The organism is Saccharomonospora sp. NPDC046836, from assembly GCF_040645195.1.
In the GTDB taxonomy this organism is placed as follows: Bacteria; Actinomycetota; Actinomycetes; order Mycobacteriales; family Pseudonocardiaceae; genus Prauserella_A.
Window position 1 is genome coordinate 107,763 of record NZ_JBEYXW010000009.1, and the last position, 24,526, is coordinate 132,288.

General features: G+C 68.3%; 22 protein-coding genes. 12 read left to right on the top strand and 10 right to left on the bottom strand.

What is annotated here, in order from left to right:
• Nucleotides 1–57: 57 nt before the first annotated feature.
• A complete protein-coding gene (locus tag ABZ863_RS13685; protein WP_358534946.1) occupies nt 58–837 on the bottom strand; it encodes an enoyl-CoA hydratase-related protein in 780 nt (259 codons plus the stop codon).
• Complete coding sequence (locus ABZ863_RS13690; RefSeq protein ID WP_358534948.1) at nt 834–2,315, bottom strand: carboxyltransferase; 1,482 nt, start codon at nt 2,313–2,315, stop codon at nt 834–836. Before ABZ863_RS13690 ends, ABZ863_RS13685 begins: the two co-directional genes overlap by 4 nt.
• Before the next feature lie 150 nt (nt 2,316–2,465).
• Here ABZ863_RS13690 and ABZ863_RS13695 point away from each other — a divergent pair, with 150 nt between their 5' ends.
• Both ABZ863_RS13695 and ABZ863_RS13700 read left to right on the top strand, forming a co-directional pair.
• Nucleotides 2,466–3,149: a hypothetical protein gene (locus ABZ863_RS13695; protein ID WP_358534950.1), complete on the top strand. Its 684-nt coding sequence runs from the start codon at nt 2,466–2,468 to the stop codon at nt 3,147–3,149.
• 360 nt (nt 3,150–3,509) lie between these two features.
• Complete coding sequence (locus ABZ863_RS13700) at nt 3,510–4,472, top strand: LLM class flavin-dependent oxidoreductase (protein ID WP_358534952.1); 963 nt, start codon at nt 3,510–3,512, stop codon at nt 4,470–4,472.
• 110 nt (nt 4,473–4,582) lie between these two features.
• Here the strand turns inward: ABZ863_RS13700 and ABZ863_RS13705 are convergent, their stop codons facing one another.
• The 6 genes from ABZ863_RS13705 to ABZ863_RS13730 all read right to left on the bottom strand — a co-directional run bounded on the left by ABZ863_RS13705 (nt 4,583) and on the right by ABZ863_RS13730 (nt 11,244).
• On the bottom strand, nt 4,583–5,413 hold the full coding sequence (locus tag ABZ863_RS13705; RefSeq protein ID WP_358534954.1) for an enoyl-CoA hydratase-related protein: 831 nt from the start codon (nt 5,411–5,413) through the stop codon (nt 4,583–4,585).
• Nucleotides 5,414–5,843: 430 nt separating this feature from the next.
• Nucleotides 5,844–6,500 (bottom strand): TetR/AcrR family transcriptional regulator, encoded by a 657-nt coding sequence (locus ABZ863_RS13710; RefSeq protein WP_358534956.1) that lies wholly within the window; start codon nt 6,498–6,500, stop codon nt 5,844–5,846.
• A gap of 306 nt (nt 6,501–6,806) precedes the next feature.
• Nucleotides 6,807–8,357: an AMP-binding protein gene (locus ABZ863_RS13715; RefSeq protein ID WP_358534958.1), complete on the bottom strand. Its 1,551-nt coding sequence runs from the start codon at nt 8,355–8,357 to the stop codon at nt 6,807–6,809.
• Nucleotides 8,354–9,736: a biotin carboxylase N-terminal domain-containing protein gene (locus ABZ863_RS13720; protein ID WP_358534960.1), complete on the bottom strand. Its 1,383-nt coding sequence runs from the start codon at nt 9,734–9,736 to the stop codon at nt 8,354–8,356. Before ABZ863_RS13720 ends, ABZ863_RS13715 begins: the two co-directional genes overlap by 4 nt.
• Nucleotides 9,729–10,220, bottom strand: a complete 492-nt coding sequence (locus ABZ863_RS13725) for a biotin/lipoyl-containing protein (RefSeq protein WP_358534962.1) — start codon at nt 10,218–10,220, stop codon at nt 9,729–9,731. The genes ABZ863_RS13720 and ABZ863_RS13725 overlap by 8 nt, the downstream gene beginning before the upstream one ends.
• A 160-nt stretch (nt 10,221–10,380) precedes the next feature.
• On the bottom strand, nt 10,381–11,244 hold the full coding sequence (locus ABZ863_RS13730) for an alpha/beta hydrolase (RefSeq protein ID WP_358534964.1): 864 nt from the start codon (nt 11,242–11,244) through the stop codon (nt 10,381–10,383).
• 179 nt (nt 11,245–11,423) lie between these two features.
• On the opposite strand from ABZ863_RS13730, the gene ABZ863_RS13735 reads away from it, so the two are divergent.
• From ABZ863_RS13735 to ABZ863_RS13780, 10 genes are all read left to right on the top strand, one after another.
• The gene (locus tag ABZ863_RS13735; RefSeq protein WP_358534966.1) at nt 11,424–13,448 is read left to right on the top strand and encodes a 3-hydroxyacyl-CoA dehydrogenase NAD-binding domain-containing protein; all 2,025 of its coding nucleotides are present in this window, start codon (nt 11,424–11,426) and stop codon (nt 13,446–13,448) included.
• A complete protein-coding gene (locus ABZ863_RS13740) occupies nt 13,445–14,296 on the top strand; it encodes a cyclase family protein (protein ID WP_358534968.1) in 852 nt (283 codons plus the stop codon). The genes ABZ863_RS13735 and ABZ863_RS13740 overlap by 4 nt, the downstream gene beginning before the upstream one ends.
• A 33-nt stretch (nt 14,297–14,329) precedes the next feature.
• Complete coding sequence (locus ABZ863_RS13745) at nt 14,330–15,544, top strand: acyl-CoA dehydrogenase family protein (RefSeq protein ID WP_358534970.1); 1,215 nt, start codon at nt 14,330–14,332, stop codon at nt 15,542–15,544.
• 23 nt (nt 15,545–15,567) lie between these two features.
• Nucleotides 15,568–16,629 carry an acyl-CoA dehydrogenase family protein gene (locus ABZ863_RS13750; protein WP_358534972.1) on the top strand — a complete coding sequence of 354 codons (1,062 nt, stop codon included), beginning with the start codon at nt 15,568–15,570 and terminating at the stop codon, nt 16,627–16,629.
• Nucleotides 16,630–16,750: 121 nt separating this feature from the next.
• Nucleotides 16,751–17,851 (top strand): amidohydrolase family protein, encoded by a 1,101-nt coding sequence (locus tag ABZ863_RS13755; protein WP_358534974.1) that lies wholly within the window; start codon nt 16,751–16,753, stop codon nt 17,849–17,851.
• Nucleotides 17,848–18,222: an iron-sulfur cluster assembly protein gene (locus ABZ863_RS13760; protein WP_358534976.1), complete on the top strand. Its 375-nt coding sequence runs from the start codon at nt 17,848–17,850 to the stop codon at nt 18,220–18,222. Before ABZ863_RS13755 ends, ABZ863_RS13760 begins: the two co-directional genes overlap by 4 nt.
• Nucleotides 18,219–19,055: a mycofactocin-coupled SDR family oxidoreductase gene (locus ABZ863_RS13765; protein ID WP_358534978.1), complete on the top strand. Its 837-nt coding sequence runs from the start codon at nt 18,219–18,221 to the stop codon at nt 19,053–19,055. The genes ABZ863_RS13760 and ABZ863_RS13765 overlap by 4 nt, the downstream gene beginning before the upstream one ends.
• Nucleotides 19,056–19,083: 28 nt before the next feature.
• Nucleotides 19,084–20,223: a substrate-binding domain-containing protein gene (locus ABZ863_RS13770; protein WP_358534980.1), complete on the top strand. Its 1,140-nt coding sequence runs from the start codon at nt 19,084–19,086 to the stop codon at nt 20,221–20,223.
• The gene (locus ABZ863_RS13775; protein ID WP_358534982.1) at nt 20,220–21,674 is read left to right on the top strand and encodes a sugar ABC transporter ATP-binding protein; all 1,455 of its coding nucleotides are present in this window, start codon (nt 20,220–20,222) and stop codon (nt 21,672–21,674) included. The genes ABZ863_RS13770 and ABZ863_RS13775 overlap by 4 nt, the downstream gene beginning before the upstream one ends.
• Nucleotides 21,671–22,873 (top strand): ABC transporter permease, encoded by a 1,203-nt coding sequence (locus ABZ863_RS13780; RefSeq protein ID WP_358534984.1) that lies wholly within the window; start codon nt 21,671–21,673, stop codon nt 22,871–22,873. The genes ABZ863_RS13775 and ABZ863_RS13780 overlap by 4 nt, the downstream gene beginning before the upstream one ends.
• Before the next feature lie 195 nt (nt 22,874–23,068).
• Here ABZ863_RS13780 and ABZ863_RS13785 read toward each other — a convergent pair whose 3' ends face one another.
• On the bottom strand, nt 23,069–23,533 hold the full coding sequence (locus ABZ863_RS13785; RefSeq protein ID WP_358534986.1) for a VWA domain-containing protein: 465 nt from the start codon (nt 23,531–23,533) through the stop codon (nt 23,069–23,071).
• Nucleotides 23,534–23,721: 188 nt separating this feature from the next.
• The gene (locus ABZ863_RS13790) at nt 23,722–24,525 is read right to left on the bottom strand and encodes a MoxR family ATPase (protein WP_358534988.1); all 804 of its coding nucleotides are present in this window, start codon (nt 24,523–24,525) and stop codon (nt 23,722–23,724) included.
• Nucleotide 24,526 lies beyond the last annotated feature (1 nt).

Genomic DNA, 24,526 nt, shown 5'->3' on the forward strand with positions numbered 1-24,526 from the left:
AGACAAACTGCGAGTTAAATGGGCTAGTACGGCACTATCTCAAACAGGTGGTTGTGACTACCGTCCGCCGAAGGATGGCGCGCGCCGTTCGGTGAACGCGCGCACCGCCTCGGCGTGGTCCGCACTCGCCGTCGCAAACGCCTGCCCGTAGGTCTCCAAGGCCAGCGTCGCGGCCAGATCCGCGCCCGAAGCCGCGTGGTTGAGCAGCCGCTTGGTCACGCCCAGCGCCGCGGTCGGGCCGGCCGCCAGCCGCGCGGCGAAGCCGGCGAGTTCGTCTTCGAAGTCGTCGTCCTCGCACAACCGCGTAACGAGGCCGTATTCCTGCGCGGTCCGCATGTCCAGCGGCTGCCCGGCGAACAGGATGTTCTTCGCCCGCAGCAGCCCGGCGTGCTGGACCAGCAGGTGCGCGCAGCCCCAGTCCGGGGCAAGGCCGCGGTCGGCGAAGATCGGCCGAAACGACGCACTCGCGGCCGCCACGACGAGGTCGCAGGCAAGCACGAGACTCAGGCCGGCGCCCGCTGCGGTCCCCCGCACCGCGGCGATCACCGGTTTGGGCAGGTTCGCGATCGTGGTGATGATGTCGCGGCCGAGATCGAGCATCTGCACCGTGCCCAGCAGCCCGTCGCCGAGCTCGCTCACATCGACGCCGGCGGAGAAGGCCGGCGGCGTCCCGCCGATCACCACGGCCCGGACATCCGGGGACTGCCCCGTGGTGGCCAGTGCCTCCAGCAGGCCGCGGCGCATGTCCGCGTCCATGGCGTTCAGCTTGCGGGGCCGGTTCAATCTCAGCCACAGCACACCGTCGGAGACCTCGCACAGCAGCGTGCCGGTCGTCATGTGGTGCTCTTGCGCAGGGTGACCGAGAACTCCGGCGTGGTCACCGAGAGGGACCCCGCCCTGCGCTTCTCGCCGATGAGGGCCTCGATGTGGTCGACGATCTCGGAACCTCCGGTGCGCGGATCCGTCCGAATCGGTCCGGCGGCGAGCATGTTGTCGACCTCTTCGCCGGAGAACAGGGCCCGCAATAGCAGTTCTTCGTCCGAAATGGACTTGCCGAACCGGTTGCGCAGCTCGGCGAGCGTCGGCTGCGGCTGGGTCCAGTTCGCGAACTGCTGCGCACGCTCCGAGGAAAGAACCCTGTCCTTGACGTTCGGCTCCACCTCACGGGCCAGCGGACCGTATTGGCCGAGCGTGTACTGGATGACCTCGTCGGGGATCAGCGAATAGCGCTCGCCGGTCACGATGTTGAGCAGCGCCTGGATGCCGACGAACTGTGAGAACGGGGTCGCCATGATCGGCTCGCCGAGGTCGCGCCGGACGTTCGGAATCTCCAGGAGCACCTCCTTGAGGCGATCCTGCATCCCGTACTGCGCAAGCTGGCTCTTCAGGCTCCCGGTCATCCCGCCGGGCAGCTGATGCTGGTAGGGGACGAGGTCGAACTCGTTGGGCACGCCGACCTCATAGCCGGCCGCAGCACCGCCCATCCGCGCCGCCTCGGCGGCGAAGTGGTCGCTGACCGGCGCGAATGTCGATGTGTCCAGGTTGTGGGTGTGGCCGAGGATCTCGAGGTTGGCCACCATCGACTCGACAGAGGGCATCGACGGCCCGCTGGCCATCGATTTCACGCACGTGTGCAGGATCGAGATCCCGGACTCCAGCCCGACCAGGTAAACGGCGGGCGCCATACCGCTCGTGGAGTGGCAGTGCAGTTCCATGGGCGTGGCGCCGGTCGCCCCGTTCACGGTGGGCAGCAGCGTGCGGGCCCGCTCGGGCGTCAGTACACCGGCCGCGTCCTCCAGCTCCACGGTCTCCACGCCGGGCCAGGTTGCCATCTCGGCAGCCCTGGTCGCGAAGAACTCGTCGGTGTGCACGTCGGTCAGTCCGTACATGACGGTTGGGACCGGTTTCGCCCCCTCCTTGTGCACCACCTCGGCGACGCGCCGCATCTTCGGCATGTCGAAGAGGCAGTCGAAGATCCAGAAGCTGCCGATCCCGTGCTTGACGAGCATCTTGACCCACAGGTCGACCACCGAGTCCGGCGAAAAACCCATCCCGCCGACCGAGATGGTGCGCGTCGCCGTTCGCAGCTCATTACCTCGAAGTCCGGCGACGAGGTGATCGAGCGTCGCGAACGGGTCGTCGGCGAACGTGCGCAGCAGCACGGTGAACATGCCGGCGCCGGTGAGGTCGATGACCCGGTACCCAGCCCGGTCGAGGTAGGGCAGGGCGGGGGTCGCCTGGTAGGCGCGCATCCTCAGCCCCCACAGGCTCTGCTGTCCGTCGCGAAGTGTCTGGTCTATGAACTCGACTTGCATCGTCAAGGCTCCTTGCAAGGCTCACCACGGCGTGAACGACCATCCAGTCGGCTACTACCCACGAGATCGTAGGACGGTACCAAGTGCGAATACCAGTAGCATTGCATGTCGATCTGGCACAGGAGGCAACCATCCGTTAGGTTCGTGGTTGTGCTCAAGCTTCGGGCCACCTGGAACATCCCAGGCGCGGCCACTCCCACCGAGCCGGACGCCGAGTTCTCCGGCGTCCATGTCCCGCTCGTCCGCACCCTGCCCGGCATCCGGCGGCACACCGTGCTGACGTTCCTCCGCGACACGGCCGGCGGCCATCCGGCCTGGTGGCGAGGTGAGGAGCTGTACTTCGACGATGTGGCCGAACTCGATGCCGCGGCGGCGACCGGCACGTGGACGCAGCTGTGGCAGGGGCGGTTCACGTCGCTGGTGGCCGGCCTGCGCCGACACGTCTTCGACATCGTCGAGGAGTTCGAGCCCGCCGGTCGCGGCGCACCGGCGCCCGGCTCGACACCCACCGCACTCAGCGGGATCTGGCAGGTGCCCGCCCGGCTCACCCCGGCCGATGTCGAGGACGTCTACCTCAACGTCCACGTCCCCGGTGTGCGGAGGCTGCCCCGGCTGCGCCGGCATACCGTCATGCGCGCCGTCGACTGGCCCGCGGGCGTGCACGCGCAGGCATGGCGTAGCGCGGAGATCCGCTTCGACAGCGCGGAAGACTTCGAGGCCACCTTCGGCTCCGAGGACTACGCCCCGATCCGCCGAGACGGCTTCACCGCCTCGGTCGCCGGCCCGGACGTCGACATCTACCGCATCGACGAGGAGTGGACCCCGGCAACCTGAGGAGGGCCCTCAGGTAGGCCGGCAGGCGTTCGGGATGTCCTCCGACTCAGGGCGTAGGCAGCACCTGCAGCGTGCGTGCCGCCTTTAGGAAGTCCTCGTGGGTGGGTTTCTGCAGATCCGGCCGAACATCTTCCACGTCGCGAAGTTGTCGGCGGCCGGCGTGGTTCTCCGGCCCCAGCTCCGGCGACGGCGCCTTCATCAGGCGTGCCGTGAGTCGTCCAGCCGCCGTTCCACGCAACTTCACCCGCTACTGGCAACCGATCGTTTGGTTATGCTGCCGGGTCCAGCATATTCTAGCTGTACTTTCGCCACCACTGGCTGACGAGCGTTCATCTGACTCACCGACCTCTGAGGAGCAGCATGCTCGACCGGATCCACATCGCGCTGGGCACCGATTCACTCTCCCGGGCCGACCTCGTACGGGTGGCTCACTCGGCGGAGGATCTCGGGTTCCGGGGACTCTGGCTCACCGAGGCGCTCGGGCGCGACGCGTTCAGCGTGCTCACCGAGATCGCGCTCTCCACCAGGCGGCTCGAACTCGGCACGGGCATCGTCAACGTGTTCGGCCGCTCTCCGGCGACGCTCGCCCAGGCCGCGGTCAGCCTCAGCGAAGCCGCCGGCGGGCGGCCGGTTCATCTCGGTATCGGCACGAGTGGGAGGGCGGTCATCGAAGGTTTCCACGGTGTCCCGTTTCACCGGCCCGTCGCGCGCCTGCGGGACTACGTCCGGATCCTGAAGTCCACTTTGGCCAATGGGGTGGTCGGGTTCGACGGCGATGTCGTCCGGACACACACGTTCCGGCTCGCGGCCCGGCCGGCCGGGCCGGTGGACGTGTTCGTCGCGGGGCTCACACCCGCCTCGCAAAGCGTCGCCGCAGAGGCCGGCGGCTGGCTGCCGATCTGGTTTGACGAGCAGGAAATCCCCGACTCCCCCGCGGCCACTGGCCGGATCGCGGCGTACTACTACACGTCGGTGAACGCCGGGGACCCGGCAACCGCACAGGACGAGGTCCGCCGGAGCGCGGCGTGGTACCTGGCCGCGAACGGCACCGCCTACGCCAACTTGTTCCGTCGGCGGGGATACGGCGAGGAGGTCGACCGGGTAATCGACCACTGGCGGCGTGGTGACCGCGCGGGCGCCCGCGCGGCCGTGCCGGACGAGATCGTGACGACCAGCGGCCTGGCCGGCACACCGGATGCGGTGCTGGCGAGGCTCGCGACGGTGCTGGCCGCGGGCGTCACCGACCCGGTCCTCCGCTTTCCCGACGGCGCCCCGGCCGACCGGATCGCCGAGATGCTGACCCTATTGTCCACGGTGGACTAGCCATAATCGTGGTACTCGACGAGCGCATGCGGTCGAATCGTTAATATTTGCTCCTCGTCGAGACTTCGCTCAATGTGACCAAGAGCCATCGTGTGCTGATTGATGACAGGTCAATCAAACAAGTAGTCACTCGTCCCAGGAGCGGCGTTGTTGTACCGGCGAATCGCCTCCTTCAGCCCAACCTTCCTGACCAGCTCGTGGATGTCCCCGACCTCCGCCGTGCCATGGACGAACGCATCGGTCTCCGCACCCATCCCGGCCACGGTGAGGAAACCCTGGAGCTCCAGCACCCGGTTGATCGCCAGCTTCTTCATCTGCAGCACATTCGCGGGCACCCGCGCGATCGACAGTGCCATGGCTCGCACGTGGTCCTCAAGTTCCGCCGCTGGCACGGCGACGTTGGCGAAGCCCCACTCTGCGGCGGTCCTGCCGTCGATCCTCCGTCCTGGCATGAACGACATTTCCTTAGCCCGTTGCTGTCCGACCCGGTACGACCACAGCGGCGAGATGAACCCGCCCCCGGTCGGCAGAAACGGCGAAGCGGCGACGACGGCGTCTTCTGCGACGACGGTGATGTCGCAGAAGCACACCAGCTGCGAGGCGCCAGCCAGGCAGTAGCCGTGCACCGCGGCGATCACCGGCTGCGGGTGGCGCCAGATCCGCGTGAAGCGGTCAATGTAGGCGGCCTGCCGGTTGCGGTCGGCCACTGGGCTCACGGCGACCCCCAACTCCTGCCCGTCCGGCTTGAGGTCGTGCCCCGCGGAGAACGCGCGGCCGGCGCCACGGAGCACGACCACACGAGTGTCGCTGTCTTCGAGATCGCTCAGCGCGCCCGCCAGCTGGTCGAGCATCTCCATCGAGATGGCGTTCAGTCGTTCCGGGCGATTGAAGGTGAGCCAGGCGATCGGTCCTTCCCGGTCCACCAGCAGGCTGTCGGCCATTGTCTCGACTCCGTCCATACGACTGTTTGGCTAGCATCGTAAGACGTGTCGCTTGGGTGTTGGCCTGCCTAACACATATGGACGAACCCGGACGACTTCCGCCGACGGGCTCGCGAGTGCCTCGATCGGTCGGTGCCGAAGCGGAAAAATCGGCACGCGGGGCGCCCTGGGAGGAAGAGACCACAGAGATTCCGGCGCGATTGGAACCGCAAGCTCATCGAGGAGGCACACACACAGAGGGATTCGACCGGATCGGGATGGATCCTCACCGCGAAGTTCAGCGCGCACGGTACGGTCGATCGACGAAGCTGGTTGCTGCCGGGATTCTCAATGGCACGCGAATCTGGTGCCAGGGTTTTGTCAGAACCCAGTGCCGGATCAGACCTCGCCAGTGCCCATCAACCGACGGGCCAGATTATTCAGCACACTCCTATTTGGCGCGCGCGCGGCCCCGGGCCGGCTGCTTGGTGCGGGGCGACGGGCTCTCACCGGTGAGCGAGGCCAGCGCCATCTGCGTGAACGCCTCGACGATCTCCGTCGGCGCGTACAAACCGTCTGGCCGGTACCAGGTGGACACGTTGTTGAGCGACCCCAGGATGAGATGCGTCGCCAGGCGAGGCTCAACGTGGGGCGCGATTTCGCCCTGCTGCGCGGCCTTCTCGATCAGGCCGCGCAGAAATCCCTGGAACTCGCGCCGCTCGTCGCGCACCTTCTCCAGCCGCTCACCGGTGAGCCACCGGCCCTCGTTGAAGTAAATGCTGACGCGTTCGATGTTGTGCAGGTACCAGGCCCCGATGTCGGTCAGGTACGTGCGCAGTTGCTCGAGCGGGTCGTCGGAGGCCTCGACGGCCGCGCGCATGATCTCCGAGGCGCGCTCGTGCGAGTGGGCACAGATCCGGTACAGCAAGTCCTCTTTGGAATCGATGTAGTGATACAGGCTGCCCTTCAGCACACCGACGATGTCGGCGACGTCCTGCAGTGAAGCCGCGAGGTAGCCCTTGTCGTGAAAGACACGAACCGCGGCATCGACGATCTCCGGCTCGCGGTTCCGGCGATCGGTCGTGCCGGACTTGCGCCTGGTCGCCATGGACTTCCTTTCGACGAGGTTCCGTCAATGCTACCTCCTCAAACGGGTGGTCGACTACTTGACCGCCGTGAATCCCGCAACAAGAGGCTCAGATACCGGTTTGTCCCTGGTCCAACCAAACGAGGGTCGGGCGTTTGCTCAACCGCCGACGAGGATCATCCCGATGTTCCATCCGATCGACGTCCCGGTGAACCGGATGGCGCGCGGGTACAGCTCCGGTGACAGCGCGTAGCCAGTGACGTGCAGGAACTAGCTGTTCACCAGGGCCGGTTCTTCACGCGGTTTGGTCGTCGTAGGCGGCCTCGCTCACCACGTCACCCCCTGGGCTTCGCGGTCCCACGCGTTGCCCACGCCCTCCTCGCGTAGCTTGTACTTGTGGATCCGGCCGGTTTCGGTGCGGGGGAAATCAGTTCGGAACTCCACGTAGCGCGGCACCTCGAAGTCCGCGAGCCGGTGGCGGGCCCACTCGATGACGTCACGGGGTTCCAGCGTCGCGCCGGGCCGGGCACTGACGAAGACCTTGACGTCGTCCTCCGAAAGCTCGGACGGGACCGCGACCGCGGCGGCCTCAAGGATGTCCGGATGCTGGGTGATGGCCTTCTCCACGAGGAACGACGAGATGTTCTCGCCGCGGCGGCGGATAGTGTCCTTCATCCGGTCCACGAACACGTGGTAGCCGTCCTCGCGCCGGTAACCGGCGTCGCCGGTGTGGAACCAGCCGCCACGTACCGCTTCCGCGGTCTTCTCCGGTTCCCGGAAGTATTCGGACAGGAACGCGCCGGGAATTCGGCTGCGGGTCACGATCTCGCCGATGACCCCGGGGGCGCATTCGGTGCCGTCCGCGTCGACGATCTTGATCTCGTTGTGGTCGAGCGGGATGCCGATGGTGCCCGACCTGGTGTCCGACACCGGGTTCTTGCACGCCATGGTGCCGGTCTCGGTCAGCCCGTAACCGTCGACGATGCGCACGCCGAAGCGTTCCTCGAGCGGCCGGTGCAGCGATTCCGGCACTGGCGCCGCCGCCATGAACCGCAGCCGCGTGCGCCGCTCGATGGGATCCGGATCGCGTTTTTCCAGGAGCGACAGCATCGAGCCGAGCAGGTTGGTGATGGTGGCACCGCTGTCGGCGATCCAGGTCCAAAAGCGACTCAGCGAGAATTTTCCGTTGAGCGCTATCGCGCCGCCACAGACCAGCGAGGCCATCATCGTCGTCTGCTGGGCGTTGCAGTGAAACAGCGGCAGGCAGGTGTGCAGCACGTCCTCTTCGCCGAGACCGTAGTGCTTGGCGAAGTAGCGGCCGGTGTTCAGGTAGCTCGCATGCGAAAGCACCACACCCTTGGGCGGTCCCGTCGTGCCGGATGTGTAGATGATCGACATCGGGTCCAGCAGTTCGTGCTCGACCGGCTTCGGATCTCCGTGTGAATCGAAGACTTCGCCAAGGCTCCCGGTGGCGACTCGCCACCTCAGCGCCGGGAGCGGGTTGATCGCGTCCAGCCGAGGCACGAGATCGTTGTCCGCCACGATCCCGGCGGCACCCGAATGCTCCAGCGTGTAGTGCAATCCCTCCCCCACCGAGGAAGCATTCACCGGCACTGAAACCGCTCCCGCGCGGGCGATGCCGAAGAACACCGGCAGGAACTCCAGTGAGTTCGTCATCAGCATCGCGACCCGGTCGCCGCGTCGGATTCCGTTGCGCCGCAACCAGACCGCAACGTTGGCTGATAGCCGATCGAGATCCGCGTAAGAGTAGCTCCTGCCCTCGAAGGTCGCCCACGTTCGTTCGCCGTACCGGGCGGCGCGTGCCCGGACGAGCTCGGGCACTGAGCGTGCGGGCAACTCGATCTCCTGCGACGTCACAACTTATCCTTCCTCAGGAACTCCTCCTCCAACCAGCGTGTGGTAACCGGGGACTTCTGGAAGTCCCCGGATTCCAGGACGGCGCACTGGAGGGGGATCGTGGTCGAGATGCCCTCGATTCGCGCGCCGCGGAGCACCCGCGACATCAGCGCGATCGCCCGGGCGCGGGTCGGCGCATGTGTGATGATCTTGGCAACGAGCGAGTCGTAGTGCGGCGACACAACCGCGCCGGGGTGGGCAAAGGTGTCGACGCGCACGCCCGCGCCCGCGGGTAGCGCCCAGCCGATGATCGTGCCGGGCGTGGGCAGGAATCCCCGCTCGGGATCTTCGGCGTTGACGCGGACCTCGACAGCGTGTCCGTTGAGGACAATGTCTTCCTGCCGGAAGGACAAGGGGCGCCCGGCGGCCACCCGAAGCTGCTCGCGGACGATGTCGATGCCGGTCACCATCTCCGAGACCGGGTGCTCGACCTGAACGCGCGCGTTGACTTCCAGGAACACGAAGTCTTCGCGGTCGACGTCGACGAGGAACTCGACCGTGCCCGCGCCGACGTAACCCAGCTCCGCGGCGAGCCGCACCGCGGAGCTGCGGATGGCCTCCGACAGCGAGGTCGGCAGGTTCGGCGCCGGTCCCTCCTCGATCAGTTTCTGGTGCCGGCGCTGGGTGGAGCAGTCGCGGTCGCCGAGGTGGCAGACGTTGCCGTGGGTGTCGGCGATGACCTGGACTTCGACGTGACGCGCATGGGCGACATACCGTTCCAGGTAAAGCCGCCCGTCACCGAAGGCCTGCTCGGCCTCGCGATGGGCGTTGTCGAACCGGGGGCCGATCTCGGACTCCGCGCGGATGATGGACATGCCGCGCCCGCCACCACCGGCGGAGGCCTTGAGCATCATCGGCAGGCTCGCGTCCCCGTCGAGCGCCTCGGCCAGGGCATCCTCGGCCTCCGCGCGAGACGACAGCAGACGGCTGCGACCGCCGATGGGGATGCCGGTCTTCTCCGCGACGTCGCGCGCGGTTATCTTGTCGCCGGCCCGGCGCATCACCTCACCCGGCGGGCCGACAAATATCAGCCCGTTGTCCGCGCACGCCTCCGCCAACTCAGGGCGCTCGGAAAGGAACCCATAGCCGGGATGGACGGCGTCACACCCGGTCGACAACGCGGCCTGCACGACACGGTCCACCGCGAGATAGCTCTGCGACGCCACGCCGGGCCCGATCACCACCACGCGGTCGGCGAGCTGCGCTGCCGGCGAGTCACGGTCCACATCGGACACCGCGAGCACGGCCTCGATCTCCTCGTCGAAGCACGCGCGCAGGATACGCAGTGCGATCTCCCCGCGGTTGGCAACCAAAACGCGGCGCAGGCTCGGCTCAGGCATCGGGCCGGATCGCAACGAGAGGCGTGCCGTACTCGACCTGCTCGGCGTTCGCCGGGAAGACCGCGGTGACCGTGCCCGCGCGATCGGCGGCCACATTGCTCATCAGCTTCATCACCTCGACGATGCCGATGGTGTCGCCCGCCTCGACCTTCGAACCGATGTCGACGAACGGCGGCGCACCCGGCGAGGGCGAGCGCCAGAACACGCCGACACTCGGGGAAGGCACCACATGATCCTCCGCGCTGGAGGTGTCCTGCGGTGCGGGCGGTGCCGGTTCGGATACGGCGGCAACGACGGGAGCCGGGGCCGGATCGGGTGCTTCCGGTGCCGGCGTGGCGGCGATCGCGGTGGGCGCGGTGGGCGGCGGCAGGTCGTCGCGGCCCACAGCGATGCGCACGCCGTCCACGACGATCTCCGCCTGGTCCCAGCTGGACTTGTCGAGCGCGTCGAGGATGCGCGCGATGTCGTCGGGGGTGAGGGGCATGGCACTCGCTCCTTGCGCCGATCCGGCCGTCCGCTCGGTAGCGGGACTACTCATCGCATCCTGCCCTCGCCACGCCCGCTCATGCGAACTCGCGCCATCACAGACCTCCTCGTCCGCACTGCTGCTGTCTCACAACGAAGTTACCAAACGGGTAGTTGGTTCACAAGACGGCGAGCAGGGCCGAGGTCAGCTCGCGCGGTTCGTCCAGCAGCACCTGATGACCCGCACGTAGCACGCGGCGCACCCGGACGTCACCGCCCAGCAGCCGCACCATGGTGCGCTCGATCTGGTCGGTGAACAGGCCGTGTTCGGCCCGCACGATCGTGACCGGGCAGGCCATCGGCGCCAGGTCAGTGGGCAGCATCGCCGGTCGGTCGTGAACGAGGGGATCGACCTTCCAGGCCCAGCCACTGGTCACCTGGCGCACGGAGGTCTCCGCGATGTGGTCGAGTATGTACGGCAGACCCTGGTGCCGCAGCGCCTTGCGAACCCGTGCCACCGCTTCGGCGCGCGTCGGCAGCACGCGCGCGGACGGCTGGGCACGGCGACGGCGCAACGCCTCCTGCTGGTCGGTGCGCTCACGCACGGCGCCGTCCACGACCACTGCCCTGCCGATCCGTGCGCCCACGAGCCCGGCCACGGCGAGCGTCACCATGCCGCCGAGGCTGTGCCCGACAACGGAAGGACGGGGCCCCAACCCGAGCGGCCCGAGAAGATCGACGACGTCCGCGGCCCATCCGGCGATGCTGTAGCGCAGGCGCCGTCCGGAGTCCCCGTGCCCGGCAAGGTCGATCGCGACGACCCGGCGGGATCCCGCACCGACGAGATACGGTCCGATGTGATCCCACCAGTGCGCGTGCGCAGCCACGCCGTGCAGCAGTAGGCAACCGTTCTCGGCGCGTTCCGGGCCCCAGGCCCGGTAGGCGATCGATGTACCCCGCACGTCAACCTTGCCGGTCGCGACCGGACGGGCCAGTGTTTCGGTGAACCATGCAGGGACCGCCGACTCGGAGGTCTCACTCATGGCGGCTCCTCCGTTTCCTCCACAGTGCGACCAGCCGTATGGTTGGTAACCATACGGACCGCCAGGGAACCGTCAAGAAGGAGGTTCGCCAAGCAGGTTGACCCGTAGACCATCTGCGATCTACCTTCAATCAAACGACTGGTTGGGCACGTAGGAAGAGTGAGCCGGAGAGGAAGCACGTGGCAGACAAGACCATCGTCACGACGGAGTTCCGCGGCCGCACGGCGCTGCTAATCCTCGACAACCCACCCGTCAACACGGGGAACACCGCCCAGCGGCGGGCACTGGCCGGCGCGCTCGAAGCCCTGGCAGGCGCGGATCTGGACGGTGTGGTGATCGTCAGCGCTGGCCGGCATTTCTACGCCGGCTCCGACCTGCGCGAGTTCGACGCCGAGGTCCTGGAGTCCCCGCAGCTACCCGACATCATCGACCTGATCGAGCGGCTGCCGGTGCCGGTGGTCGCTGCGGTCAACGGGCTCGCGTTGGGCGGCGGGTTCGAACTCGCCCTGGGCTGCGACGCCCGCATCTGCGAGCAGTCAGCCGCATTCGGCTTTCCCGAGGTCACCTTCGGTATGCTGCCGGGCGCAGGTGGCACGGTACGCACCGCGCGGCTCATCGGGGTACCGCGGACGATCGACCTCGTCACTTCGGCCCGCCAGGTCCCCGCAACCGAAGCCCTCGAGCTGGGCCTGGTGGAGGCGGTCGTCGCGCCGGAAGACCTGGTGAACGCGGCTGTTGACCTGGCCCGCGCACGGAACGGGAAAACGCTCGCCCGTGATCGGGCTGTCCCCGACGACCAGCCCGCGGAGGTGCACGCGGTCCTCGCGAACCTGCCGAAGCGCGCCCGGCCCAACGTGCGGCAGGCAGCCGAGACCGTCGTGCGCGGCGCCACGCTCGACGCGGCAACAGCGTTCGAGCAGGAGCGCGCACTGTTCCACGAGCTGCGCCTCACCGAGGAAGCCCGCAACCTCCGCTACCTGTTCTTCGCCCGCCAGCGCGCGGCCAAGGCGCTCCGTAGCGAGGCGCCGCCGCGCGTCGTGCATTCGGTCGGCATCGTGGGCGCCGGAACGATGGGTGCCGCTCTCGCGCGCACGTTCGCCGCGCGGGGATTCACGGTCACCGTGGTCGACAAGAGTCGCGATGCGCTCGCGAAGCTGAACAAGCAGATCCACACGGCGCAGTCCCTCGACGCGTTACAGGACACCGATCTGGTCATCGAGGCCGTGTTCGAGGACATGGCCGTCAAGCAGGAACTGCTGACGAAGCTGGAGCCGGTGGTACGCGCGGACACGGTGCTCGTGAGCAACACCTCCTACCTCGATCTCGACCAGATGGGCGCGGCGTTATGCCGGCCCGAGCGCTTCGCCGGGCTGCACTTCTTCAACCCACCCGACCGCAACGCGCTGGTCGAGGTCATCCGGACCGCCATGACGGACAGCGTCACCGCCGCCACTCTCGGCAAGATCGTCGGCCGGCTCGGCAAGTCCGGTATCGCAGCCGAGGTCGGCGATGGCTTCGTCGGTAACCGGGTCTACGCGGATTACCGCAGCCAAGCGGAATTCTGCGTCGAAGACGGGGCATCTCCAGAGGAGGTCGACCGGGCCTGCGTTGAACTCGGGTTCGCGATCGGGCCGTTCGCAGTAGCAGACATGTCCGGCTTGGACATCGCATGGGCGCGGCGCAAACGGCTCGCGGCCACCCGTGACCCGCGGCAGCGCTACGTCGAGATCCCGGACCTGCTGTGCGAGGCAGGGCGGCTCGGCAAGAAGACCGGGGCGGGCTGGTACCGCTATCCCCCCGGTGCCCGTCGCGGTGAACCGGACCCCGAGGTGGCCAGGATCATCAAGGAATACCGTACAGCGAAAGGCATTGAGCCCCGCCCAGTGTCCGCGGACGGGATCCGCGACCGCGTGCTGGGTTCGATGGTCGCCGCGGCCGCGGTGATCGTCGGCAACGGGGTGGCGCGGCAGGCCTCGGACATCGACGTCGCGCTCACCGAAGGCTTCGGCTTCCCGAAGGCGCTGGGCGGACCGTTACGTGCGCTCTCCGAGCGCCCGCCAGAGGAACTCGTTCGCGTGCTCGCGGCGGTGTACCGGACCTGCCCCATCACGTTCGCGATCCTCGAGCCCGCCGCGCGGGGCGAGGTGCCAGCGGAGGTCGGGACTGTGCTGTCTCAGGTTGACCGGAAGGAGACGCGACGATGAGCGGAACGACGGTGCCTCAGCCGTGGGGAGGCGCGGTCTGGGAGGGCGCGACCACCTGGCCGGAACGCGGTGCGGCCAGGGCGTACGACCTGGCCGTGCGCATGGAACACGGGATGACCCACCACGCCGCGCATCCACCGTTCTCCTACGCGCTCATCAAGAAGCACGGCGAGCACAACTACCCGGGCGGCATCTCCAGCGCGATGGAGTTGCTGACGCTGCCCGGACATTGCGGCACCCACGTCGACTCCCTCGGCCACATCTCGCTCAACGGCTGCATCTACGGTGATCGTCCGATCGGCGAGCATCAGTCGTGGACCGAAGGCGTGGAGATCGGGTCCGTCGAGGAGCTGCCCCCGCTCGTCGGCCCGGGCCATCTCGTCGACGGCGAGGAGCTCTTCGGCCGCGAACTATCCAGTGCGGACGGTTTTGGCGCGCCGGAGCTGGAGCGGTGGTTCGCCGACCGTCCCGCGCCGGGTCCGGGCTCGATCGTGCTGCTCCGCACCGGCTACATGAAGCACTGGACCGACCCGGAGCGTTACCTCGGGGTGGGCCTCGGCCTTCCAGGGCTATCCCTCTCCGGTGCTCGCTGGCTGTCCGAACACGGCGTGCTCGCCGTCGGCGGGGACACCGCCAGTTTCGAACACAAGCCACGGTGGACTGTCCCGGCGCTCGACGTCCACGTGCACCTGCTGGTGAAGTCCGCGATTCCCATCATGGAGTCGGTCTACCTGGAAGGGCTGGCTGCGGACCGCGTGTACGACGGCTTCTTCTTCGTCGCGTCGGCGCTGCGGATCAAGGGCGGGACCGGCTCACCGATCCGCCCGCTCGCCTTCGTGCCCGCCTGACCGGGTCCGCTCACCGCCAAGGAGACCTTCTCCATGACCACCACCGACCCTGTCCGGAGAACCAGCGCGCTCGGCCACGCCCCGCTGTCGCGACGGGTGCTGGGACCGGAAAACGGCGCCGTTCCCTTCGAGCACCCGTTCCGTGCGGAGTTCGCGAGCTGGCTCGACTGCCACGCGCCCACCGAACCGGAACCCGCGCACGAGGACGAGCGCTTCGCGCACCGGCGCGCATGGCAGGCGACTATGCACGCCGGCGGCTGGGCCGGGCTGACTTGGCCGGCCGAGTACGGCGGCCGCGGTGAGGGTCCCCTCGTGCAGCTCATGGCCTATGAGGAACTCGCGCTGCACCGGGCACCCGAACCGGCCAACACACCCGGGATGATCCTCCTGGGACCGACGCTGATGCTGCTGGGCACCGACGAGCTGAAGGAGCGGTTCCTCCCCCGCATCCTCAGCGGCGCGGACCTGTATTGCCAGGGTTTCTCCGAGCCCGACTCCGGTTCGGACCTCGCGTCGCTGCGCACCCGCGCCCGCCGGGATCGGTCGACCGGTGACTGGGCGATTGACGGCCAGAAGATCTGGACCACCTTCGCCGACCGTGCCGACTACTGTTTCGTGCTGGCACGCACCGACCCGGATTCCCGGCGGCACAGGGGATTGACGCTGTTGATCTGCCCGATGGATCAGCCGAGGGTGTCCGTGCGGCCGATCCGGCAGATCAGCGGCGACCGCGAGTTCAGCGAGGTGTTCTTCGACGACGCGCGGGTCCCCGCCGGCTGGGTCGTCGGTGAACCGGGCGCGGGATGGCACGCCGCAATGACACTGTTCCAGTTCGAACGCGGCGATCCCGGCTACACCGACCACGCGCGCCTGCTCGTGGAACTCGCTGACATCCGGACGACGCTCGCCGCCGCGGCACTCTCCCCCGCGGCGGCCGCCGACATCCGCGCACGAGCGACCTCGTTGTGGTTGCGATGCCAGGAACTCCGTGCACTCAACGTCCGCCTCGCGGTGCTCGCCGAGCAAGGCCGACCGATCGCGGAAACCGGTTCGGTGACCAACCTCGTCTGGGGCGAGCTCGCCAAGGACGTCGCCGACCTCAACGGGGACGTCGCAGACCTCGCCGGCCGGGACGTGGCCGCCGCGATTCACCACCGACTCGCGTGCCGCGCCAAGTCGATCTATTCCGGCACAACGGAGATCCAGCGGACGATCATCGCCGAACGGCTCCTCGGGCTGCCGCGCTGACAGACCACAGAAGGAGCACAACGATGCTGACCGAACCACTGACCGATGAGGACACCGTAGCGATCGCCGAAGTGGTCCGTCGTTTCCTCACCGAACGGTGCCCAACCGAGCGCGTGCGACGGCTGGCGACGACCGACGACGGCTACGACCCCGCGGACTTCGCCGAGATGGCGGAGATGGGCTGGGCCGCGCTGGCACTGTCCGACGAGGACGGTGGCGCAGGGTACGGGCCGCCACAGCTGGCGGCGCTGTTCGAGGAGTCGGGACGTGCGCTGGGCTCAGGGCCCCTGCTCGCCTCCGCCGGTTTCGCCCTGCCTGTGCTGACGGCGTGCGACGATCCCGTTGCGACCGAGCTGGTCAGCGCGCTCGCGACCGGGGAGCGGATCGCCACGCTCGTGTACGCGCCGTTGACCGTCTCCGCGGGTGACACCCTCACCGGGACAGCCCGGCGGGTGCTCGACGGCACCACCGCCGACATCCTCGTTGTCGTCGCCGGAGATCAGGTGTTCGTGGTCGATCCGGGCGGCGAGGGCGTCCGGATCGACCGGTCACCGTGCGCCGACGACACCCGCCGCGTCGCGGAGGTCCGGTTCGCCGGCGCGCCCGCGACACGGCTGGACCTCGGCTCGCCGGACCGGTTGCGGCGAGGGCTGTCCGCCGCCGATATCTATCTCGCGGCCTCCCTCGTTGGCGGCGCCGGCCGGGCGCTGGAGATGACGCTGGAGTATCTACGGACCCGGCACCAGTTCGGTAAGCCCATCGGCTCGTTCCAGGCGCTGAAACACCGGTGCGCGGACGCCGCGGTCGCGGTGTCGCTGGCACGCGAGCTGGTGCACGGTGCTGCGGCGCTCGTGTCAGACGGGCCGATCGACGAGCTGACGGTAGCGGCTACGAGTGCACTCGTGCGCGCGGCGGGCTGCGCCCAGCGCATGACCGGCGAGGCGATCCAGTTGTACGGCGGGATCGGCTTCACCGACGAGCACGACATAGGGCTGTACTATCGCCGCGCCCTCGCCGACCGTGACCTCCGCGGACCGATCGTCGAACGCGCGGCGGAGCTGTCCCGCGCCCTCGGCTTCAGTTGATTACTCAAACGATCGTTTGTCCAACAACTTCCTCTTCTTTATCACTGTAGGCGTTGACACTCACCCCGGAACGAGTGAATATAACCAGACAATCGGTTGGTTCTCTAGCTGGGAGTGTTCAATGTGGAACGGCCAGTATGTGATCGACACCGTGCTACACGCCTTCAATCTCGACGAGAGCAACTTCGCGGTTGACGGTCACGCGCGACCGATCGCCGAGCTGACCTACAACCTCACGCAGACGGGCCTCCCGTCGGGCTATCCCCTCTCGCGCGCGGCGCTCCTGCGGGACTGGCCGGTCCACGACGTCGCCGCCATGACCTTCGGCGAGAGCGAGACCGACTTCGCGGTGTACCACCCCACGCCGATCTTCGCCTTCTCCGACGGCATGTCCTCCGCAGACAAGGCCGTGGAGATCCTCGAGAGGTACCCGGACCGGATGCTCGGCGCGTATGTGGCCCTCGACCCGCTCACCGGCAAGGAAGCCTTGGCAGAGCTCGACCGCCGCTGCGCGCAGTACCGGCCGCTCGGCGTCAAGCTGTACCCGACCAGCTGGCGGGGAGACACCGTCGCGACCTGGCGGATGGACGACCCGCAGATCGCGTTCCCGATCTACGAAGCGGCCGCCGAGCGGGGCATCAGGACCATTGCGGTACACAAGGCAGTGCCGCTCGGCCCGGCTCCGACCGGTCCCTCCTTCCACCCCGGGGACGTCGAGGGCGCAGCGGCGGCCTTCCCGGAACTGAACTTCGAGATCGTGCACGGCGGTGCGGCCTTCACCGAGGAGACCGCCTGGCTGCTCGGCCGCTACGAGAACATCTACGTCAACCTCGAGACGCTCACCGTCCTCATGCTCAAGCGCCCTGACATGTTCGCCCGCCTGGTCATCGGCATGTGCCATGTCGGTGGCGCACCGGTTCTCGACCGAATGGTCTGGTCCTCGGGTGCGATGCAGGTCCACCCGCGACTGTGCCTCGAGGTCTTCGAGGATGTGAAGTTCCCGGACTCGCTACGCGCCGAGTACGGCCTCTTCAGCCAGATTCCCGAGGTGACCCAAGGACAGAAGAACAACATCCTCGGCAGCAACTACGCGCGGATGCACGGCATCGACATCGAAGCCAGGCTGGCAGCGATCGCCGGCGACGAGTTCTCCCGTGCCGCGGGCACGCCACTGCCGGCGCCGTTCTCCACCACCTCCGTCGCCGGCCAGGTGATCTCGTGACATCCGCACTGCCGTCGCATGCCGAGGTGCTGGCCGCGCTGGAGGATGTCATCGACCCGTGCAGCGTCGCGACCGGAATGCCGCTGAGCCTGCCGGGCATGGGGCTGGTCAAGGACATCGAGATCGAGTCGGGCACTGTCACCGTCCACATGCGACTCAGCTCCCCCGGATGCTACATGCTGGGATTCTTCACCGACGAGATCACCGACCGGGTGACAAGGCTGCGCGGCATCACCTCCGTGAAGGTCACCTTCGACGAAGGTCTTGACTGGGACCCCTCGTTCATCCGGGCCGAGGAAGCGCAGCGCCGGCGCCGCAAGTTCCTCGCGCTCGAGGTCGCCGCTCGGGTGGCACGGCGGGCGCCGGTATGAGCGGGCGGGTCGCCGGCAAAGTGGCCCTGGTGACCGGCGCGGCACGGGGCCAGGGCCGCGCCCACGCCATCCGCCTCGCGGAAGAAGGTGCCGATGTCATTGCGCTCGACGCGGACAAGCAGATCGAGGGCATGGTCTACCCCACCGGCACTGCCACGGAACTGGCCGAGACCGCGCGGCTCGTCGAGGCCACGGACCGTCGCGTCGTCACCGGCCGGGTCGACGTCCGTGACGCCGCTGCGCTGAAATCCGTCGTCGATGCCGCGGTCACCGAACTGGGCGGGCTGGACATCGTCGTCGCCAACGCCGGGATCGCCGGCCTGCCGTTCGAAGCGCACGCGATACCCGACACCGTGTGGCAGCAGATGATCGACATCAACCTCACCGGGGTGTGGCACACCGTCAAGGCCGGCACGCCACATCTGCTTGCCGGCGGGCGGGGCGGGTCGATCGTGCTCATCAGCTCGGCCGCCGGCCTCCGGGCGTACGCGAACATCGCGCACTACGTGGCGGCCAAGCACGGCGTCGTCGGGCTGATGCGCACCCTCGCGGTGGAGCTGGCGCCACACGGGATCCGGGCCAACAGCATCCACCCGACGCAGGTCAACACCCCGATGATCAACAACCCGAAGACCTACGAGCTGTTCTGTCCCGGCGTCGAGAACCCGACCGTCGAGGACTTCCTGCCGGTGTCGCAGGCGATGAATGCGCTGCCGACACCTTGGGTCGAGCCCGTCGACGTGAGCAACGCGGTGTTGTTCCTGGCGTCCGACGAGGCCCGTTTCATCACCGGCGCGACGCTTCCTGTCGACGCGGGCTGCCTGGTCAAGTGACCACTCCAAGTTCAGTGGAGGAACAACGATGTTCTCGCTCCGAAACACATTCCGGGGGTGCGCGGCCGCCCTCAGCTTGGTGCTGACCCTCGCCGGCTGCTCCAGCGAGGGCGGTGGCAATGGGGCGACACCGGCCGCCGCCACCGGAGCCGCCGCCGACGCCGTCGCAGCCGCCTCGAAGAAGGTCGAGGAATACTCGTCGGCAGCGCAGCAGTTCCCGGTGCCCACGGAGTCATTCGACCCCGGCCAGGGCAAGGCCGCGGTCATCGCGTTCGGGTCCTCCGTCGAGGTCGTGCAGCAGAACGCAGCGCGATCCGTCGACGCGTTCAAGGCCATGGGCTGGGACGTCACGGGACCGCTGGACGGTCAGTTCTCGCCGCCCGTCATCGGCGGTCTGGTCGACAGTGCCGTCCAGGAGGGCGCCCGTGCCATCGTGCTCACCTCCGTTAACATCGAGGACACCGGCGAAGCGATCAAGAACGCGCTGCGCGCCGGCGTCACGGTCTCCTGCGTCATGTGCCCGCTGAACCATGAGTATGCCGACCTCGGCGTCCTCTACGCGACCGTCGACTTCGAGGCAGAGGGGCAGATTCTGGGCTGGTATCTGATCGAGCGCTCCCAGGGCTCCGGCACCGTGGTGAACACCGTCGACCCGGGCTCCAGGGCGACGGTCAACCGCGCCGCCGGTGTCAGGTCGATAGTCCAGCAGCACTGCCCCGGCTGCCGCGTGCTCGACGACCTCGTGATCCCGTCGGCGGACATCGCGCAGCCCGGACCTCCCCAGTGGAGCGCGTTCCTCAGCGCCCACCCGGACGGGATCACCGACGCCGTCGGCATGGCCGACGTGCTCGGGGTGCCGATGGCCAAGACCCTGACCGACGTGGGCCGCACCGACGTCGCGATCACGGGATACGACGCCGACCCAGAGGCGCTGCACATGATCGGAGCCGGCAACACGCCGTACTCGGCCACGGTCGCCCTGCCCTACCACTGGGCCGACTGGGCGGGCGCGGACCTGGCCGCGCGGAAGGTCGCCGGCGTCGCCACCTACGACGCGACCAAGCTCCCCGTGCGCCTGCTCACGGCGAAGGACGCCGGAAACTTCTCCGAGTTCACCCCCGAGGGCGACTGGCAGGCCGCGTTCAAGGGTCTCTGGGGCATCAGGTGACCGGCAGTGCCGCCCCCGCGCTCAGCCTCCGCGGCATCTCGAAGAGCTTCGGCCGGCACGCGGCGCTGTCCTCGATCGATCTGGACATCACACCGGGCGAGTTCGTCGGGCTGCTCGGACCCAACGGAGCGGGCAAATCCAGCCTGGTGAAGATCCTCGCCGGGGTGTACCAGCCGACCAGCGGCTCCATCCTGCTCGACGGGGAACCTGTCGGCTCGCTGGCTGGGCATCCCCGCGTCGGCTTCGTGCACCAGGACCTCGGGCTGATCAACGACCTCTCGGTGATGGAGAACCTGCGGCTGGGCGCGCCGCCGTTGGTCAGGCTCGGCCCGATCGTGAACAGGAAGGCCGAGCAAAAAGCGGCCGAGGCGGCACTGTCCACAGTAGAGCTTGACATCGCACCATCCACCCTGGTGAGTGAGCTCTCGCCCGCGGAGCAGGCTCTCGTCGCGATGGCCCGGGTTTTCCAACGCGGCGCGCGCATCATGTTCGTCGACGAGGTCACCTCGACCCTGCCTCCCTCCGATGCCCGCCGGGTCACCGACACCCTCGCGCGCAGCGCCGCACGCGGCGCGTCCATCGTCATGGTCACCCACAAACTGTCCGAGGTTCTCGATGTCACCCAGCGCATCGTCCTGCTCATCGACGGCAGGCTCGCGCTCGACCGCGCCACGGCGGGCCTCGACCATGCGGCGCTGACGGGGCTGCTGATGAACCACGAGAACCCGCACAGCAGCGCGGCGACGCAACCCGTAGCCAGTCACGGCGCGGGCGAGGTGCTACTCGAACTGCGCGGCGCCCGCCGCGGAGCGCTGGGGCCCATCGATCTCCGGCTGCGCCGCGGCGAGGTGACCGGCATCGGCGGGCTTCCTGGCTCGGGTCTCCACGATCTCGCCTTCCTCGTCCACCGCACGACGAAACCGTCGCACGGTGAGGTCAGGCTCGCGGCCGGCGCCGCGACCGCGCTGGTGCCACCGCACCGCGAATCCCAGGGCGGCTTCGACGACCACACGGTCGAGGAGAACATGGCCGCCTCCGCGCTCTCACGGTGGCGGCGGCCTGGCGGGCTGCTGTCGGTCTCCCGTCAGCGCCAGGCCTGCCAGGAGACAGCCCGGGCGCTGGCCGTCGACCCGCCGGACCTCGGGTACCGCTTCGGTGCGCTCTCGGGCGGAAACAAGCAGAAGGTCATCTTCGGCCGTGCGGTGCTGCGCCGGGCGAACGTCTACGTCCTTTGCGAACCGACCCGGGGCGTCGACGTCGCCACCCGGCTCGAGATCTACTCCCTCATCCGTGGCCTGCGCGACGACGGCAACGCGGTGCTCGTGCTGAGTTCGGACTCAGCCGATCTGTTCACGACGAGCGACCGCATCGCGGTCATCTACGACGGCGTCCTCACGCCCGCGCGCCCGGCAGAGGACATCTCAGTTCATGAGCTGGAGGCCTTGCTGTGACTCAGGAAACACACGAGAGGGCCCCGACCGGCTCGCGAGCCCGCGTCGCGGCGAAGGTCAGTGTGTGGTCCCACGATCTCGTCATCAAGTCGGCGACCGTCACCGGCTTCGTCGCCATCTTCATCGTGATGCAGTTCTGGCTCAGCCGTGGTTTCTTCGTGGCGGCGCCGCGGATGCTGAACATCCACCAGAACGTCCCCGTGCTGCTGCTGGCCACCGCGGCGGTGGTGGGCCTGCTGGCCGGCGCCTTCGACCTGTCGATATCGGGAACAGCGACGCTGACGGCTTTCCTCGCCGTGGGGCTTACCGCCCAACAGGGTCTGCCATTCCCGCTGGTGCTGGTCATCGTGCTCGGCGTCGGTGTGGCAGCCGGTCTGGTCAACGGCCTGATCGTCTCGACGCTGAACGTCAACGTCATCATCGCGACCCTGGGTACAGGCAGCATCATGGTCGGGATCTCGGCCGTCTACTCGGGCGGGGCCGTGGTCACCTCCGCAAGCGGCACGCCGCTGCCGGGCTGGTTCCTGGACTTCGGCCGCTTCACGACCAAGCTGCCATTGCCACTGCAGCTGGTGCTCGTCGCGGCGGCCTTGTGCTGGGCCTTCGTCGCTCTGGGCAGGGTGCGGCCACCGGCCGCGCTCGCACCGGCCTGGCCGGTCTGGCGAGCGGTGCTCGTCCTGGTGCTGGGCGCTGTGGTCTATTTCGTGTTCGACCTCCAGGGCTGGATCAAGGCCATCTCGGCATTGGTCGGGCTCTACCTCGTGGTCGTCTTCCTGATCTGGGTGCTGATGGAGCGGACGGTTCACGGTCGCAGCATGAAAGCGACGGGCGCGAACCCGCTCGCCGCCCGCCTCGCGGGCGTGCGGACCGGCAAGGAGACCTACCGTGCGTTCATCGGCACCGGGGTCCTGGCCTCGCTGGCCGGGATCGCGCTGGCAGCCAACCAAGGCGCTGCGTCGCCCGACGTGGCGGGCGGGTTCCTCCTGCCGGCGTTCGCCGCGGCCTTCCTGTCGACGGTGATCTTCTCCCGCGGCCTGTTCACGGTGACCGGGACGGCGATCGGCGGCATCTTCATCATCTGGGTTGCCCAGGGGCTGATCGAAGCCGGGCTCAAATTCACCTGGACCGGCATCGTCAACGGAGCCGTGCTGATCGTCGCGGTCTCCCTCTCCACCCTCCTCCAGCGACGGAACCGGTGACCCGGACGACTTTCCGGTCGATCCGACGTCCCGCGGATCTCCGCCGGCGTTGTGCACCGCGTCGGTGAGCAGAATCGCGGAACGGCGGCGCGTATTCGAGCGCGCGAGTTCGGTGTGCGCAACGGACAGTCCGAACGCGACATTCGTGAGCCCGCGAGCGGCGATGCGCACCAGCTTGTCCACCAACGAGTTCGGTTACTCACGGACCGTCATGGGTTTGAGCACGGCGGCGTCGGACCAGAAGGCGATCAGGGCGAACTGATCGCCGGTCTGGCTGAGGTCCGCCGACAGCGCGGCCATCGTCGCCGCCGCGATGCGTACCTTCTCGTCCCGCATGGAACCCGACACATCGACGACCAGTGCCACCGCACGGCGCGTACCCATCCGTTCGCGCACCACGATATCGGTGTCCTCGGGCCGCGGCCGTTCGGCGAGTACCTCGATGGTGCGGTCCAGGTCCAGCTCGTCGGACTGGTACCGGTACGGCATCGACGCGGACGTGCCGGTGCCCCGCTCCGCGTGCGGATCGTGGCGCCGGCGCCGCACCGCCAACCGGCGGGCGATCGCCTGTGCCATGGCCGCGACCTCACGGTCGCCGGCGTGGTCTTCCAGCAGATCCGCCAGTGGGCGCAGCTGGGCGGCCTGCGCGGTGACGAGCACGCCCTGACCGCCGACCGGGCCGGTCGGGCCCGAGGACCGGTCAGCGTCGAGCTCGGCCAGTACCGGCGTGCCCTTCGCGCCATCCGGTAGGTAGAGGCCGGGCGCCTCTGTCAGCTTCTTCGGCTTGCGACGTAACGGAGTCCGCTGCCGGTCGTTCGCGGCGGGCAGCTCGACGGCGGACTCGACGTTCAGGCGGTGCGGTCCCAGAGCTGCCTGCCGGGGCTGGAGAAAAAAAGGTTCTCCCAGATCTCGGTGATGACCTGCTCAGGCGTAGCTTCGGCCACCTCGTCCACCCCGACGCGGGCCGAGAGGGCGAGTAACGCCGCGTCCAGGATCAGCCGCTCGCGATCGGCCGGCCCGTTCAGCCGGGCCAGCTCGACCGTGATCGCGACCAGATCGATTGCGCCCCGCACCGAGGATCCCCTTCGCAGCAACCGATGTGCTCGCGTGGCCCGGGTGATCGCCACCGCGTCCTCGATCAGCCGCTGGTCCTCGCAGCCGGTGCGCACCGCGACGATGTCGGCTTCCGCAGCGGCGTCCTGGTACGACGACGAGCCGCACCAGCGGTCGTACACCGAGTCCGAGATCCGTGCGGTGCCGACGTTGTCGAACGGGTTCATCGACGCGAGTACCCGGAACGTCGGTTCGGCTCGGACGGTGCCGATCCTCGGCACCGCGATCGCGCACTCGGCCATCGCGGCGAGCAGGACGTTCAGCGTGTCCTCGGTGGTCCGGTTCAGCTCCTCGATGTACAGGAACCCGCCCGACCGCATGGCTTCGAGCAACGGGCCGGGCACGAAGTTGTCCGCCGAGTAGTCCTCGGTGAGCACCCGCGAGGGGTTGTGGTGCCCGACGAGCCGGGCCGGTGTCAGCTCGGCATTGCCCTCCACCAAAACCAGCGGCACATCCCAGCTCGTGCAGATGGCCCGCAGGATGGTCGATTTCGACGTACCCGGCGGGCCTTCCAGCAGGATGTCACGTCCGGCGGTCACT